Annotated in this window: 14 protein-coding genes and 2 tRNA genes; 8 read left to right on the top strand and 8 right to left on the bottom strand. The window is 58.0% G+C overall.

The annotated features are described in order from the left end of the window. Positions 1 to 64 precede the first annotated feature (64 nt). Complete coding sequence (gene spoIVB / locus ACMNAY_RS08485; protein WP_418719099.1) at positions 65 to 1,285, bottom strand: SpoIVB peptidase; 1,221 nt, start codon at positions 1,283 to 1,285, stop codon at positions 65 to 67. Between the two features lie 158 nt (positions 1,286 to 1,443). Here spoIVB and ACMNAY_RS08480 point away from each other — a divergent pair. The 8 genes from ACMNAY_RS08480 to ACMNAY_RS08445 all read left to right on the top strand — a co-directional run bounded on the left by ACMNAY_RS08480 (position 1,444) and on the right by ACMNAY_RS08445 (position 10,979). Continuing rightward, positions 1,444 to 1,527, top strand: a tRNA-Leu gene (locus ACMNAY_RS08480). Between the two features lie 915 nt (positions 1,528 to 2,442). Beyond that, a complete protein-coding gene (ilvA, locus tag ACMNAY_RS08475) occupies positions 2,443 to 3,633 on the top strand; it encodes a threonine ammonia-lyase (RefSeq protein WP_394967485.1) in 1,191 nt (396 codons plus the stop codon). A 34-nt stretch (positions 3,634 to 3,667) separates the two neighbouring features. After that, positions 3,668 to 5,341, top strand: coding sequence for a biosynthetic-type acetolactate synthase large subunit (gene ilvB / locus ACMNAY_RS08470; RefSeq protein ID WP_418719098.1), 1,674 nt, complete (start codon positions 3,668 to 3,670; stop codon positions 5,339 to 5,341). After that, the gene (ilvN, locus tag ACMNAY_RS08465) at positions 5,338 to 5,844 is read left to right on the top strand and encodes an acetolactate synthase small subunit (protein WP_394967482.1); all 507 of its coding nucleotides are present in this window, start codon (positions 5,338 to 5,340) and stop codon (positions 5,842 to 5,844) included. The genes ilvB and ilvN overlap by 4 nt, the downstream gene beginning before the upstream one ends. A gap of 41 nt (positions 5,845 to 5,885) precedes the next feature. Continuing rightward, entirely contained in the window at positions 5,886 to 6,905 is a 1,020-nt protein-coding gene (gene ilvC, locus ACMNAY_RS08460) for a ketol-acid reductoisomerase (protein WP_394975990.1), read from the top strand. Between the two features lie 62 nt (positions 6,906 to 6,967). Further along, positions 6,968 to 8,626, top strand: a complete 1,659-nt coding sequence (ilvD, locus tag ACMNAY_RS08455) for a dihydroxy-acid dehydratase (protein ID WP_418719097.1) — start codon at positions 6,968 to 6,970, stop codon at positions 8,624 to 8,626. Next, positions 8,623 to 9,810 (top strand): ATP-binding protein, encoded by a 1,188-nt coding sequence (locus ACMNAY_RS08450; protein WP_418719096.1) that lies wholly within the window; start codon positions 8,623 to 8,625, stop codon positions 9,808 to 9,810. The genes ilvD and ACMNAY_RS08450 overlap by 4 nt, the downstream gene beginning before the upstream one ends. A 146-nt stretch (positions 9,811 to 9,956) precedes the next feature. Further along, positions 9,957 to 10,979 (top strand): hypothetical protein, encoded by a 1,023-nt coding sequence (locus ACMNAY_RS08445; RefSeq protein ID WP_418719095.1) that lies wholly within the window; start codon positions 9,957 to 9,959, stop codon positions 10,977 to 10,979. Positions 10,980 to 11,127: 148 nt separating this feature from the next. Here ACMNAY_RS08445 and ACMNAY_RS08440 read toward each other — a convergent pair. The 7 genes from ACMNAY_RS08440 to ACMNAY_RS08410 all read right to left on the bottom strand — a co-directional run. Continuing rightward, positions 11,128 to 11,203, bottom strand: a tRNA-Trp gene (locus ACMNAY_RS08440). An 887-nt stretch (positions 11,204 to 12,090) separates the two neighbouring features. Continuing rightward, entirely contained in the window at positions 12,091 to 12,282 is a 192-nt protein-coding gene (locus ACMNAY_RS08435) for a hypothetical protein (protein WP_418719094.1), read from the bottom strand. A gap of 23 nt (positions 12,283 to 12,305) precedes the next feature. Next, the gene (locus ACMNAY_RS08430) at positions 12,306 to 12,572 is read right to left on the bottom strand and encodes a hypothetical protein (RefSeq protein WP_418719093.1); all 267 of its coding nucleotides are present in this window, start codon (positions 12,570 to 12,572) and stop codon (positions 12,306 to 12,308) included. Positions 12,573 to 12,588: 16 nt separating this feature from the next. Further along, positions 12,589 to 12,939: a hypothetical protein gene (locus ACMNAY_RS08425; protein ID WP_418719092.1), complete on the bottom strand. Its 351-nt coding sequence runs from the start codon at positions 12,937 to 12,939 to the stop codon at positions 12,589 to 12,591. Positions 12,940 to 12,944: 5 nt separating this feature from the next. Continuing rightward, positions 12,945 to 13,715, bottom strand: a complete 771-nt coding sequence (locus tag ACMNAY_RS08420; RefSeq protein WP_418719091.1) for a hypothetical protein — start codon at positions 13,713 to 13,715, stop codon at positions 12,945 to 12,947. 19 nt (positions 13,716 to 13,734) lie between these two features. Continuing rightward, a complete protein-coding gene (locus ACMNAY_RS08415) occupies positions 13,735 to 14,001 on the bottom strand; it encodes a hypothetical protein (protein WP_418719090.1) in 267 nt (88 codons plus the stop codon). A gap of 420 nt (positions 14,002 to 14,421) precedes the next feature. Continuing rightward, the coding region (locus ACMNAY_RS08410; RefSeq protein WP_418719089.1) for a tyrosine-type recombinase/integrase at positions 14,422 to 15,439 on the bottom strand (1,018 nt) is incomplete at its 5' end.

Below are 15,439 nucleotides of genomic sequence, written 5' to 3'. Positions count from 1 at the left end.
TTTTTTCGTCTCTGCGCCACCATACGCGCCCCTTTGCGGGCCAAAAGCGCTGGAAAGCGGCTTTTTATGCGGCTTTGCGCGCGGCCGCCGCGTCGGCGCTGGCCAGCATGTTCTCGGCGAAAATGCCAAATCCCCGGGTGGGATCGTTCACCAGAACGTGAGTCACCGCCCCCACCAGCCGGTCGTTCTGCACGATGGGGCTGCCGCTCATGCCCTGCACGATGCCGCCGGTGGCGGCCAACAGTTCCGGGTCGGTGATGCGGATGACCATGTTGCGGTTGGGGTCCTCCTCGGTGAGGGAGATCTGCTCGATCACCGCGTCGTACCATTCGGGCTCGTCGCCCCCGATGGTGGTGAGGATGCGGGCGGGGCCTTCGCAGACCTCTTGGGCCTGGGCCACCACCATATCCTGCCCGTCCATCACACGGCGGATGGAACCGTAAACGCCGGTGGCGCCGTTGATAAGGATGTCACCCATGGCCAGTTCACCGGTGAAGCGGCCCTTCAGCTCGCCCGGTGCGCCCGCCGCCCCCGCCACATAGCCTGTGATGGTGACGGGCGCCACCTCGCCGCTGAGCAGGGCGATGGACTGGCCGGTATCGGCGTCGCTGATGGAATGGCCCAGGCCCCCGTAGATGCCGGTGGAATTATCCACAAAGGTGAGGGTGCCGATGCCGGCGGAGGAATCCCGCACCCACATGCCCGCCCGCCATCGTTCGAAGTCGGCATCCTGCACAGGCTGGAGCGAGGTGGTATGCTCGACGCCGTCACGGGTATAGACCAGCTGCACCGGGCGGCCTTCCGCGGCCTGGATGGCGGCGCTGACGTCGTCGTTGTCCACGGTCTTTTGTCCGTCGATGCTGACGATGACGTCCCCCATCTTCAGGCCCGCCGCCTTGGCGGGATTGGCAGAGCCGGAGGCGGTGCGGATGTCGGTGAAGGCCACCACCATCGCGCCGTCGGAGAACATTTTGATGCCAAAGGGCGTTCCGCAGACGGTGACGGCCCGCCGGTCCACCACCACGACCCGCACCGTCTTGACCGGGATGCCTCCCAGCACCGACAGGGTCACGTTATAGCTTCCGCCGATGGGCACCGCCTGGGCGGCGGCGGCCCCTTTGGGTGTCTGCGGCACCAGCCAGGGCATCTGCGCCAGGGCAAGGGTCTGCCCCTGAGGCACCATGAAAGTGTCCGGGATCTGGGAATAAAGATAGGTAAGGCAGCCCAGCGCCAGCGCGGCGGCTCCCGCGGCAAGCGTCAGGCAGCGCCTGATGAATGTGAGCATACAAATCGACCTCCCCGCCGGGGCGCAAACCGCCCCGGGTGCTCTGCCCAGCTGCCGCCGGGCCCTGGTGATTAGTATGCTCCGCTGTTTCGGGATTATAGCCTCTGCCCTCTTGCCGATTGACAAACCCGCCGGGGGCTGGTACACTGAGTTCGTATGCGGGTATGGCGGAATTGGCAGACGCGCCAGACTTAGGATCTGGTACCTCCGGTGTGCAGGTTCGACCCCTGTTACCCGCACCACGTCGGAATGGACTGCGCTCCATTCAAAAAGCCCGGCCGTTTGGCCGGGCTTTTCTCATACCGCTCCGTCATTCCTCCTTCTCCCCACAAAACTTTGCTGCGCAAACTTTCGTGGGGGCCCCGGCCGCCCTCCGGGCGTTTTATGGACTGCGCTCCATTCAAAAAGCCCGGTCGTTTGGCCGGGCTTTTCTCTTTCCCTCTTTTGCTCCAAAGCACAATCCTTCAACCCTGCCCCGTGTCATCCACGCCACTGTATTTAAAGGCGCTTTTCGTGAATATATATGCAAAAATTCACAAAGGGCGGGCACCGCTTTGGTATTTTGCAGTGCAATTTGATAAAGCGATAAAATTTTTCTTTGATTTTACCCAGAATAATATTGACATCCGTTTTTAAGAGTGGTATATTTGACGAAATTGAATATGAAGGCTGTGACGAAGAGTGGCCGGGGATGGCCCGCTGCAGAGAGCCGGTGGTTGGTGTAAACCGGCGTGGAACGCCCCAGAGCCTGTCCCTTCCGAGCCGGAGCCTGAACCGCCCTTTCGGGCCAGTAGGGTCTCCCGCGTATGCTGCGTTAACGCATAGAGGTTGTTTGACTTCGAACAAAAGCAAAGGCTGTGACGAAGACGGACCCGCAACGAATTTCCCAGAGAGCCGGGGGTGGTGTGATTCCGGTAAAGGACTGCGGCGTTCCCATCCCTTCCGAGCCGGAGGCCCCAAAGGCGAAAGCCGAGTAGGCGCCCCCCGAGAATGTTGCGTCAGTGCATAGAAGTTTGTGGACTTCGAAGAGGTGGCGGGCCAGTGCGTCCGCAATTTGAGTGGTACCGCGAGTGTAAAATTTTACACCCGTCTCAAAGCAAAAATCGCTTTGAGACGGGTGTTTTTCGTTTCAGGGCAGTGCGGAAAGGGGAAAAAACATGTTATCTCTCGACAAGGTATTCGACGCCCAGCGGGTGCTGAAAAGCATCGTGCGGGAAACAGCGGTGGTAAGGGCCTACGGCATCGCGCCGGAGTGCGAACTGTACCTAAAACCGGAAAACCTGCAGATCACCGGCTCCTTCAAGGTGCGGGGCGCGGGCTACAAGATCGCAATGCTCACCGAAGAGGAAAAGGCCCGGGGCGTCATCGCCTGCTCGGCGGGCAACCACGCCCAGGGCGTGGCGCTGGCGGCCTCCAAAAACGGCATCAAGTCCCTCATCTGCCTGCCGGACACCGCCCCCATCTCCAAGGTGGAAGCCACCAAGGGCTTCGGCGCAGAGGTCTGCCTGGTGGAAGGCTGCTACGACGACGCCTACAAGAAGGCGCTGGAACTGAAAGACGAGATGGGCTACACCTTCGTGCATCCCTTCGACGACGAGAACGTCATCGCCGGCCAGGGCACCATCGCTCTGGAAATCCTCTCCCAGCTGGACAACATCGACGCCATCATCGTGCCGGTGGGCGGCGGCGGCCTCATTTCCGGCATCGCCTACACCGCCAAGCAGATTCGTCCGTCGGTAAAAGTATACGGCGTGCAGGCGGCGGGCGCGCCCAGCATGTTCAACTCCATCCACGACGGCGCCATCGAGTGTCTGGACAGCGTGCAGACCATCGCCGACGGCATCGCGGTGAAGCAGCCGGGCGAAAACACCTTTGCACTGGTTCGGGACTATGTGGACGACATCGCCCTGGTGACCGACGACGAGGTGGCCTCGGCCATTCTGGCGCTCATCGAAAAGCAGAAGATGATCGCCGAGGGCGCGGGCGCGGTGGCGGTGGCCGCCGCCATGTTCGGCAAGTTCCCCCTGGCGGGCAAGCGGGTGGTGAGCGTCGTATCCGGCGGCAACATCGACGTGACCAGCCTCTCCCGGGTCATTGACCGGGGCCTGCTCAACAGCGGCCGGTCCTCCAGCCTGCTCATCGAGCTCATCGACAAGCCCGGCCAGCTGAAGGACATCTCCCGCATCATCGCCGACTGCGGCGGCAACGTCACCGGCGTGCATTACGAGAAGGGCGCCACCGAAAGCGTGCACGGCGTGTTCCTTCGCATCGACATGGAGACCCGCGACTTCGACCATGTGAAACTCATCACCGACTCTCTCAAGGCCGAGCACTTCAAACTCGTGTGACGGCCCCCACATTACCAAAAAGGAGGAAAACACCATGATGCTTTCCGGCGCAGACATCCTCGTGAGGACCCTCATCGAGCAGGGTGTGGACACCGTCTTCGGCTACCCCGGCGGCCAGATCCTGAACGTCTACGACAGCCTCTATAAATACCAGAACGAGATCACCCACGTTCTCACCGCCCACGAACAGGGCGCTACCCATGCGGCGGACGGTTACGCCCGCACCACCGGCAAGGTGGGCGTGGTCATCTCCACCTCCGGCCCCGGCGCCACCAACCTGGTCACCGGCATCGCCACAGCGTATCTGGACTCCATCCCCATGGTGGCGCTGTGCGGCAACGTGCCCACCACCCAGATCGGCACCGACAGCTTCCAGGAAATTGACATCACCGGCGTGACGCTGCCCATCACCAAGCACAACTACTTCGTAGGCTCGGTGGACGAACTGGCGGACACCATCCGCGAGGCCTTCCGGCTGGCCCAGTCCGGCCGGCCGGGCCCGGTGCTCATCGACGTGCCCAAGGACGTGCAGACCGCCCTGTGCGAGTACGAGGCCCAGCCCCCGGTGACAGCGGACCCGCCCATGGCAGCCAAGGAGCTGCGGGTGGAGCAGGCGGCGGCCCTTATCAACGCCGCCCGCCGTCCCTTCGTCTACTTCGGCGGCGGCCTGGTGGCCGCCGGGGCGCAGGCCGAAATGCTGGAACTGGCAGAAAAGCTGGACGCCCCCATCGGCTGCTCCCTCACCGGCATCTCCGGCATCCCCACCGACCACCCCCGTTTTCTGGGCATGCAGGGCATGCACGGTCACTACGCCAGCAGCCTTGCGATGCACAACGCCGACCTCATCATCTCCCTGGGCGTGCGGTTCAACGACCGGGTCACCGGCAATCGGGCCCGCTTCGCCCCCGGCGCGCGCATCGTGCAAATTGACGTGGACGGCTCGGAGCTTTCCAAAAACGTGCCCGCCGCGGTGGGCCTGCGGGGCGACGTGAAACAGACTTTGCAGCGGCTGCTGCCTCTGGTGAACGAGGTCAAGAACCCCGAGTGGCAGGAAAAACTTGCCCAGCTGCGGGCGGAGGAAGCCGCCAGCACCGACCATCGTCCGGGCCTGACCCCCCGCAACGCCATTCAGACGCTGAACAACTTCCTGGGCGAAGCCACCCCGGTGGTCACCGACGTAGGCCAGCACCAGATGTGGGCGGCCCAGAACCTGGCCTTCAAAAAGCCCCGGCGCTTCGCCTCCAGCAGCGGTCTCGGCACCATGGGCTACGGCATGGGCGCGGCCATCGGCGCTGCTTACGGCACCGGCGAGCGCAGCGTGCTGGTGACCGGCGACGGCTCCTTCGGCATGTGCCTGAACGAGCTGGCCACCGCCGTAACCTACCGGGTGCCGATGGTCATCCTGCTGATGAACAACGGTGTGCTGGGCATGGTTCGCCAGTGGCAGACGCTGTTCTACGGCAAACGCTATTCCAACACCATCCTGGGCCGCAAGACCGATTTCGTGGCGCTGGCCAAGGCCTTCGGGGCCGAGGGCGAGGCGGTGGACACGCTGGAAGGCCTGGAGGCCGCCTTTGGCCGGGCCTTCGCCGCCGAGGGCCCCTACCTCATCGACTGCGCCATCGAAAAGGACGAATTCGTGCTTCCCATGCTGCCCCCGGGCGGCAGCGTGGACGACATCATTGTAAAGGTGGGTGACGACAGATGAACCGATACACCATCGCGGTGCTGGTGCGCAACCAGTTCGGCGTTCTGAACCGGGTGACCAGCATGTTCCGCCGCCGTCAGTTCAACATCAGCGCGCTGACGGTGAGCGAGACCGAGTCCAATGAGCTCTCCCGCATCACCGTTGTGTTCAGCGGCGAGGAGAACAAAAAACAGCAGCTGGTCAACCAGCTCTACAAACTGCCGGACGTGGAATTCATCGAGGAGTTCACCGACGACGACTCCATCAGCTGCGAGCTGCTGCTCATCAAGATGGTCAACGAGCCGGACACCCGGGAAGAGATACGCGCCGCCGCCTCGGCTTTCGGTGCGGACACGGTGGACTACGCCAAGGACTCGATGATCTTCCGCCTGGCGGACACCACCCGCCGCATCGACGACTTCCTCAACTTTATGAAGGACTACACCATCCTCGAAATTTGCCGCACCGGCTGCGTCTCGCTGCACAAGGGCAGCACCACCATTCGTCAGGCCATCAATTTCTGATGCGTTTTATACTATTTAAAATAAAAGAAAAGGGGTAAGACATCATGGCAAGGATCTTCTATCAGCAGGACTGCGACCTTCAGAAACTGGCGGGCAAGACCGTGGCGATCATCGGCTACGGCTCTCAGGGCCACGCCCACGCGCTGAACCTGAAAGAGAGCGGCGTGGACGTTGTGGTTGGCCTGTACGAGGGCTCCAAGAGCTGGGCCAAGGCCGAGGCCCAGGGCATGAAGGTGATGACCAGCGCCGAGGCCGCCAAGGCCGCCGACCTCATCATGATCCTCATCAACGACGAAAAGCAGGCCGCCCTCTACAAAGAGAGCATCGAGCCTTATCTGACCGAGGGCAAGACCCTGGCCTTCGCCCACGGCTTCAACATCCACTTTGGCTGCATCAAGCCCCCGAAGAACGTGAACGTCATCATGGTGGCCCCCAAGGGCCCCGGCCACACTGTGCGCAGCGAGTACCTGGCGGGCAAGGGTGTGCCCTGCCTCGTAGCCGTGGAGCAGGACGCCACCGGCGACGCGCTGGACATTGCCCTGGCCTACGCCCTGGGCATCGGCGGCGCCCGCGCCGGCGTTCTGGAGACCACCTTCCGCACCGAGACCGAGACCGACCTGTTCGGCGAACAGGCGGTTCTGTGCGGCGGTGTGTGCGCCCTGATGCAGGCGGGCTACGAGACGCTGGTGGAGGCCGGCTACGACGAGCGCAACGCCTACTTCGAGTGCATCCATGAGATGAAGCTCATCGTGGACCTCATCTACCAGAGCGGCTTTGCGGGCATGCGCTACTCCATCTCCAACACCGCCGAATACGGCGACTACATCACCGGCCCGAAGATCATCACCGAGGACACCAAGAAGGCCATGCGCAAGATCCTGAAGGACATCCAGGACGGCACCTTCGCCAAGGACTTTTTGCTGGATATGTCCAGCGCGGGCGGCCAGGTGCACTTCAACGCCATGCGCAAGCTGGCGGCCGAGCATCCCAGCGAAGTTGTGGGCCGCGACATCCGCAAGCTCTACAGCTGGAGCGACGAGGATAAGCTCATCAACAACTGACCCCGCGCCGTGCCCCCGCCCCGCGCCGGGCGGGGGCACTTTTTTGAAAGGAGACCGAACCGATGAAAAGCGATTCTTTGAAATGCGGCGCCCAGAACGCGCCGCACCGCGCCCTCTATCATGCGCTGGGCCTCACCGAGGAGGAGATCAGCCGCCCGCTGGTGGGCATCGTGAGCAGCTACAATGAGATCGTGCCCGGCCACATGAATCTGGATAAGATCGTGGACGCGGTGAAGCTGGGCGTGGCCATGGCCGGCGGCACCCCCATCGTCTTCCCCGCCATCGCCGTGTGCGACGGCATCGCCATGGGCCACACCGGCATGAAGTATTCGCTGGTCACCCGGGACCTCATTGCCGACTCCACCGAGGCCATGGCCATGGCCCACGGCTTTGACGCGCTGGTGATGGTGCCCAACTGCGACAAAAACGTGCCCGGCCTCTTGATGGCCGCCGCGCGGCTGGACCTGCCCACCGTGTTCGTCAGCGGCGGGCCGATGCTGGCGGGCCATGTGGACGGCCAGCGCACCAGCTTCTCCACCCTGTCGGAGGCGGTGGGCCAGTACAACGCCGGCGCCATCGACGAGGCAAAACTGCACGAGTACGAGTGCAAGACCTGCCCCACCTGCGGTTCCTGCTCCGGCATGTACACCGCCAACTCCATGAACTGCCTCACCGAGGCCATGGGCATGGGCCTGCGGGGCAACGGCACCATTCCCGCCGTCTACTCCGCCCGCATCGAGCTGGCCAAGCGCGCGGGCATGGCGGTGATGGACATGGTACGCAAGGGCATCACCGCCCGCCAGATCATGACCAAAGAGGCGCTGATGAACGCCCTCACGGTGGACATGGCCCTGGGCTGCTCCACCAACAGCATGCTGCACCTGCCGGCCATCGCCCACGAGTGCGGCGTGGAGCTGAATCTGGACGTGGCCAACGCCATCAGCGAGAAAACGCCCAACCTGTGCCATCTGGCCCCCGCCGGCCGCACCTACATCGAGCAGCTGGACGAGGCCGGCGGCGTGTACGCGGTGATGAACGAGCTGAACAAAAAGGGGCTTTTGAACACCGGCTGCATGACCGTTTCCGGCCGCACCATCGGCGAGTGCATCGCCGAATGCCCCAATCTGGACCACGCGGTCATCCGTCCCATCGAAAACCCCTACAGTGAGACCGGCGGCATCGCGGTGCTGCGGGGCAACCTGGCCCCCGAAGGCAGCGTGGTCAAGCGCAGCGCCGTTCTGCCCGAGATGCTGGTGCACGAGGGCCCGGCCCGGGTGTTCGACGGCGAAGAAGAGGCCCAGAAGGCCATCAACGCCGGCCTCATCAAGCCCGGCGACGTGGTGGTCATCCGCTACGAAGGCCCCAAGGGCGGCCCCGGCATGCGGGAGATGCTCAACCCCACCTCCGCCATCATGGGCATGGGCCTGGGGAACAGCGTGGCCCTCATCACCGACGGCCGTTTTAGCGGCGCCACCCGCGGCGCCTGCGTGGGCCACATCACCCCCGAGGCGGCCTCCGGCGGCCTCATCGGCGTGGTGGAGGAAGGCGACCGCATCCGCATCGACATCCCCGGCCACTCCATCGAACTGCTGGTGGATCAGGCGGTGCTGGAGGAGCGTATGAAGCACTTTGTGCCCAAGAAAAAGGAGGTCACGGGTTACCTCAAGCGGTACGCCGCCCTGGTCTCCGGCGGCGCCTACGGGGCGATCCTGAACGGATGATGGAAACAAAGGAACTGAAAAACCTGGCTGCCGGGCTGGACGCTCTGGCGGTGTTCCGGCCGCTGCTGGCGGACCCGGTGCTGGCGGCGCTGAAGGAATATCTGGACTCCCCTTCCGCCGGGCGCTATGCTGCCTTTGTGGCGGCGCTCTACGAAGCGAATGGCGGCAATCTGGGCCGGTATGTCCTGCGCCTTTGCGAGGACAGCGCCAACGTCTATGTGCGCACGGTGGGCGCGGGCCAAACGCCGCCGGCCTACATGGCACAGGCGCTGGCCGCCGAACTGGACTGCCTGCAGCGGGTGGCGGACCTTGGCCCCGACGCGCTGCTGGCGGCGCTGCCCGGCTCCGCCGCTTCCCTGCCCCGCTATGAGGCGGGTGGGGTGGACCTGTCGGGCAGCTACACCCACCGGGTGCAGAACATCCACCGCTACGGCTACGGCGTGTGGGCGGCCAACCGGATGTTTTATCTGGACGAGGCGGGCCGCATCACCCCAGTGAGCCACCCGGACGCCACCTGCCTTGACGATCTGGTGGACTACGAGGCTCAGCGGGCCATTATCCTGCGCAACACCCGGGCGTTGCTGGCGGGCAAACCGGCGGCGAACATCCTGCTCACCGGCGACGCGGGCACCGGCAAATCCTCGGCGGTAAAGGCCATCGGCAACGCTTTGTTCAGCGAGGGCCTGCGCATCATCGAGGTACGCAAGGACCAGCTGCGGGCCATCCCCCACGTGCTGGACGAGCTGGCGGCGAACCCCCTCAAGTTCGTGCTGTTCATCGACGATCTCTCCTTTTTGAAGGATGACGACAACTACAGCGCCCTCAAGGCAGTGCTGGAAGGCTCGGTGACGGCCAAATCGAACAACGTGGTGATTTATGCCACCAGCAACCGGCGGCACATCATCAAGGAGAAATTCAGCGACCGGGAGGGCGACGAGGTGCACCGCAACGACACCATGCAGGAGCTGGTGAGCCTTTCGGAGCGCTTCGGCATCCACATCACCTTCTCCAAGCCCGACAAAGCCACCTTCCTGCACATCGTGCGACATCTGGCCGCGGCGGGCGGGGTACAGCTGCCCGCCGACGAGCTGGAGCGCCACGCCGAGCGCTATGCGCTGGAGCGGGGCGGGCGCAGCGCCCGTCTGGCCCGGCAGTTCGTGGATGGCCTGCTGGCCGAGATGTGACAACACGCAATAAGAGGTTTGTTTTGTGCCCCATTGCACAAAACAAACCTCTTTTCTTCTCCGCGCAGAACGAAACAAAATGCCCTGTCTGCGCCGTATAAAGGATGTACGATCATCATGCGGCCGCTGTCAAAGGAGGTCATCTCATGAAACGCATCCTCACCGCCGCACTGGCCTGCGCCGTGCTTCTGGCGGGCTGCGCCGCCCCCGCCCCAACGTCCGAAGCGCCGGGCAGCACGCCCGCCGCTTCTCTTCCGGAGTCAACGCCCGATCCCGCCCCTGCCCCGGCCCCCAAAGAGGTGAGCCTGGAGGAGTGGCAGACTGCCATGCCCGCGGATGCTCCGTCTTTTTTGTTCAACAGCGCGGAACTTGCGCTGGACGAAGACGTGCTCTGGCCCGACCAGGTAGAACTTTTTATCCCGCGCTGGGAGGGCACACTGGAAGAGGCGGACAAAGCCTTCGGCCTGCCGGCAGGCTCTTTCTCCAAGTTGGCTGACCCGGACTATCCCCCGCCTGAAGGCACCATATCCATCCACGCCGAAGAGTATGTTCTGCCCAAGATCCCGGTGCAGCAGGTCACGGTGAAGGTTCCCTGGGTGGAATTCACCTTCAACCGGTCCGCCACCTATGTCGTACCCGCCGCCCTGGACAGGCAGGCAGCCGGCGCGTTGGCCGGCGCTCAGTATTTTCTGTCCCGCCATCACGGGGCGCACCACGGCCTTGATCCCTGTACATACGATGAGGCCACCTGGAGCTACACCGCCACGGAAGGCGCGATGTACGTCCGTTACAGCGAGCTGGAGCAGTTTCTGGGCTGTGTCTTCACCCCCGAAGCGTCCGGTGAAATGCTGGGCGGCCCCCTTGCCGCCGACGCCCGCCCCGAGCCTTCCCTGTTTTATGAGGGCGAGAACGACACCATCCGCTTTATGATGAGCGACCGAGGCGGCGACATCTCTTACTGCGGCGCGTTGTACACTGAACCCACCCTTCAGGCGGACGGCAGCTTGTTGTTCTGGCAGCTGTCGCTTCACCTCGACGAAGAAGACGAAAACTTTGCCGGCTGGGGCGAAGGCAGACAGTACACCCCGACAGAAGCATATGCCACGCCGGTGCGGCTTGTGCTGAGCGAAACCGGCTGGCGTGTGGCGGAATACAGCCTGCCCAATTGAATGCCGCCAAAAACGAACGCAACGCCGTCCTTTGGGGCGGTGGCAGATGGACTCTCAGCCGCTGGCGCGGCCCCGCGTGCCTCGGGTCAAAAAGCCCCGCCTTTACCAAAGAAAAAAGGTGCCGCGCGAACGCGGCACCTTTTTTCTTTGGCAGGGGCAGAAGGATTCGAACCCTCGGCACGCGGTTTTGGAGACCGCTGCTCTACCAGCTGAGCTATACCCCTAAAGTGAGCACTTCATTACTATACAAAAAATTGCCGTGAAAGTCAAGCCCTCGGCGCTGTTTTTCGTGCTCTTTTTTTCTTTTACATTTTTTGAAAAAATAAACTGTGATTTTTGAAAAAGCCTGTAATCATGCGGTTTTCGCCTGTTTTCGGGCTTTCTTTTATGCTCAAACACTGCGAAAAATCAACAGAAAATCAACAGACTTTCTAAAATCAACAGCCCCACAAATTGAACCGGGTATATATTCCGGCTGATCGGTGAAGCTGTTCCCATGTAAAAATATATGTGTATGTGTTGCGTGTATTTGCAGTACCAACAGTACCAAAAACAAAACGGATTATATAATAATCTCATTTGTGTTATTGGTTCATCATTTCGGGATTGCTTTTTATCTTCGATATGGTACACGGGGCAAGTACCGCCGTAGTACCTTTGGTACTATTTCAGTACCGAAACGGCATTTTGTAAAGAGGTGGAGCGGTTCACGATCAGAACCGAAGACCGGGAAAACAACGCAATAAAATAATTGTGTGTTGATCGGTTCGCGCTCTTTGGGTGTGAGTGTTCAAAATTCCGCTTTGCGATCTGATACCACAGAACAACGAAAGAGCCGCCAACGGTGACAAGCTCCCCCGGACATGATACCGGGACAGCGTACCGCAAAACATACCCGAAAAGCCCCAAAAGCGAAAGCAAACCGAAAAATAAAAATCCTTTTTAGGTGTAAACACGGCTTTCAAAACGCTACAAAAAGCAGAAAACCACCCGGACGAATCCGGGCGGCTATTGAAATAATATTCTGTTTATCATTCCTTTATTTTGTGAGCTTCAACAGCTCCACCAGCACAACAAACGGAAAGAGCAAAATACAAATGATAATCAACATTTATTCCACCTCCATTTCTACAGCTTCCACGATGGTACAATAGACTTTTTCCGCCATGTCTGCGGCGATCTTCATAACGTGCGGCACTTCTCGCATTGCTTCCACGTTGTCACCATCGGCGGCACTGAGTACCGTTAAAAGGGCTTTGAGCTGTAAAGCGGTGTTTTCTAATTCGGTTTTGTTGTTCATCATGATAAAATCCTCTCTTTCTTATGTTAAGCGAAAATAAAACGCTTTGTTTCTGTGGTTTTGGTATATTGTGCGGCGATCTCCGGTGCATTCTTTTTTAATGCTGTGGTATCAATCCGGGAAGCCGTAACGGTTTTATAGCTTGCTTTGTGTTCTGAGCCTGTCAACGTATCAAGCCCATTTTCTACCATGTAATTTTTAATTTGATCTTTCAACCCTTCCACAGTGGCGGCGATCTCCTCCGCCATACGGTTATATTGTGCAAGCTCCGCCATAATTGCGTTAATATCCATAATTGCACCCCCCCTGTTAAAATTCCGTGTCTGTAATGGTTAGAATAGTAACCCACAGATCAATATATTGACTGCTCCATTTATAATTGTCCCTGTCTTCAAAATCCGTTTTCCCGGTGATAACATAGCCGACTTGCTTACATTCACCGCTTGCCGTGTCAATGTACATAGGGGACTTGCATTTAATAGCATTGTCGGAAATTTCAATATAAAATTTTTCGCTTACGATCTCCCGGTATTGCTTCAACGCTTCCCGGACGTTTTCGGCGGCTATGCGGATTTCTCGAACAATGCCCGAATCAATCCACCATTTTTTATTGTTGTATTCCTTCATCGTTGCCGTTGTCTTAAAAATAAATTCTTTCATTGTTGTTACCTCCCACAAATATTTTTAACAGCTTCCATAACTGAACCGGGTACACCTTCCAGCGTTTTAACCTTGCGCCAACCAAAAGCATATTTATCCGTGAAAAGCTCCCCATTTTCAAAACGGAATGTATAATCACGGCGGCAATTATAAAGCCTGTATGCTCGAATGCCTGTTGCTTTTCCGTTTTCATAAGAAAGTAAAGCGGTCAATGTATAAGAACCGATTTTTTTATAATACTGAGCATTTAACAAGCGATCATCAACCATAAAACCACGGCTTGACAGCTTGTCAACCTCCGGGATAGAATCAAAACCGTTTGGATATTTCAAAAAGAAAGTGTTTTCCGGGGTGAACCAGTCAATACCCATTCGGCGGCATTCTTTATGCGTACATTCGCCATGCTTTTCTTTATAGGTACATACTTTTTCATACTGTGATACCGTTGTAACGGTTTTCCGGGTAACTGTTTCGCCGTTTTCGTTCGTTGTGCGCTCGACTGTCGGCGGCTGTTTGGTGGAGCTTATAAGGCGATCTTGATACCAAAAGCAACCCGAACAAGTTTTATTTTCCTGTTCTTCAAAATGCTTGTGTTCTTCTCCACGCTTCACCATTGCGCCACAATAACGGCATTTTCCCAACCCTAACCGCACATCATCAACAATGCGGACAATATCTTGATCGAAAATGCGCTTGTCTTTTGTGTTGTACTGATCGTGAAACAAATATGTTGTTTCGATTTCTACCCATTCACCATTTTTCAACAAAGCCTTCATGCTCGTTACCTCCTTTTATTTATGCGCTGATCGTCTGAGCGTCCCACCATGCTTTACCGCCGCCGGAAATTCCGAAGAAATTCAAGAAGCTATTAACGTGTCTCATTGTGGTTACACTGTAGCCGCTCCACAGGCGGACAAATTCGCCGCCGCTGGTGATCTTGCAAACCTCTGTGTTATAGCTCTGCAAAACCTTTTCGCCGTTGTCCTTTTCAATTACTGTTGCTTTTCCGTAAAAGCTCTTTGCTCTCTCGTAGCCCATCGGGGACAGATAATATTTTTTCATTTTGAAAGCTCCTTTCAAGTATGTTTCGTTTTATTATGGTTTCATTATACACTATAGTGCAACGATTGTCAATACTCTAATGCAAATTTTTATTCGCTACAGTGTAGAACGAAATTATAATAAATAGGAAGAAACACCGCCAGCCGCCGCAGATCAGCCCGGACAGCTTTACCAGCTCCGCCGCCGGAGGTGCGCCAGCCGCCCGGACACCCTCGGACGCTTTACCACGCTAAATTGTTAATACCGCCGGGGTCAGATCAGCAAAAATCGTCCAAAAATCCGCACAAAAAGACCGCCCATCACACCGCCGGGAAGACCCGGAGCGTGAGAGCGGTTTTTTCATAGTCGATAGTCGTTTGAGAGTCGATAGTCGTTTGTTGCTGGCATAGTCGAAGACCGTACAACCCATTCTTTCATGCGTTAGGCTTGTTTGTATAGTGCTTCGGCAAAAATCTCTGTAGCCTTGCGCTGTGCGTCCTCGTTTGCGTGACTGTATATGTTCAGTGTAACAGAGGGGTTACAATGCCCCAGCTTCTTAGAGACTGTTACAACGTCAATACCCAGCGCAATGCTATTCGTTGCCATTGTATGACGGAACGTGTGAGGGTGAAGACCGGGTACGTTGTACCGTTTACCGAAGTCTCGTATATAACCAGTTATCGTGTTCGGGTTCATAATCTCGCCCTCATTCTGAGTGAAACAATAGCCGTTTGTCGATTTGCCTTGACCGAAATACAAAAGAGTCTGTTGTCTTTTCCACTCCTTGAGGATTTGTAAAACAGGAGAGCTTATGATTATGTCTCTGCTCTCGTGGCTTTTGGGAGTGGTAATATATACCCCTTTTTCTTTGGTGTACTGAGCATTTTGACAGATAATGGCTTTGCCTGTTTTCAAGTCGATATGCTCCCATTTCAGCCCGGCAACCTCACCACGGCGGCAACCACTGTCAATCATAAAACGAATCATTGCTCGCCACTTCAACGGTTCTTTGTCGGCGCATTCTATGATATAGTTTACTTCGCTTATCGACAGGGCTTTTTGTTCCTTTGTTTTATCGTCCTTTCGTGGTTTGGGCTTTTTCATTCTCTGCATAGGGTTAATCGGTATCACGTCATTTTCGACAGCACTTTGAAAAAGCGTGTGCAATACGGTGTAGTAGCTCACAACTGTTCCATGCGCAAGGGGCTTTTTGCTCTTGCCTTTGCGCTTTCCTGTTTGTAGATCGGTTATATATTTCTTAACCATCAGATAGTCAATGTCTTCGAGCTTCATTTCCCCGAACACCTCCGCCGGACGTTTCAATGACTGTTTATAGCCTTGTACGGTCATGGCGGAAAGAGTAGCAGATTTCTCCTGTAAGAAAATCTCAACATATTTGTTGAAAGTCGGCTTACGTTCTTCCTCTACCTGTTGACGTCTGATCTGCTCGGCTTTTTCC

Source organism: Candidatus Allofournierella merdipullorum (genome assembly GCF_048426865.1).
Classification (GTDB): Bacteria; Bacillota; Clostridia; order Oscillospirales; family Ruminococcaceae; genus Allofournierella_A; species Allofournierella_A merdipullorum.
The sequence above is the reverse complement of the archived record's forward strand: the minus strand, read 5'-3'. Positions and strand labels throughout refer to the sequence as shown.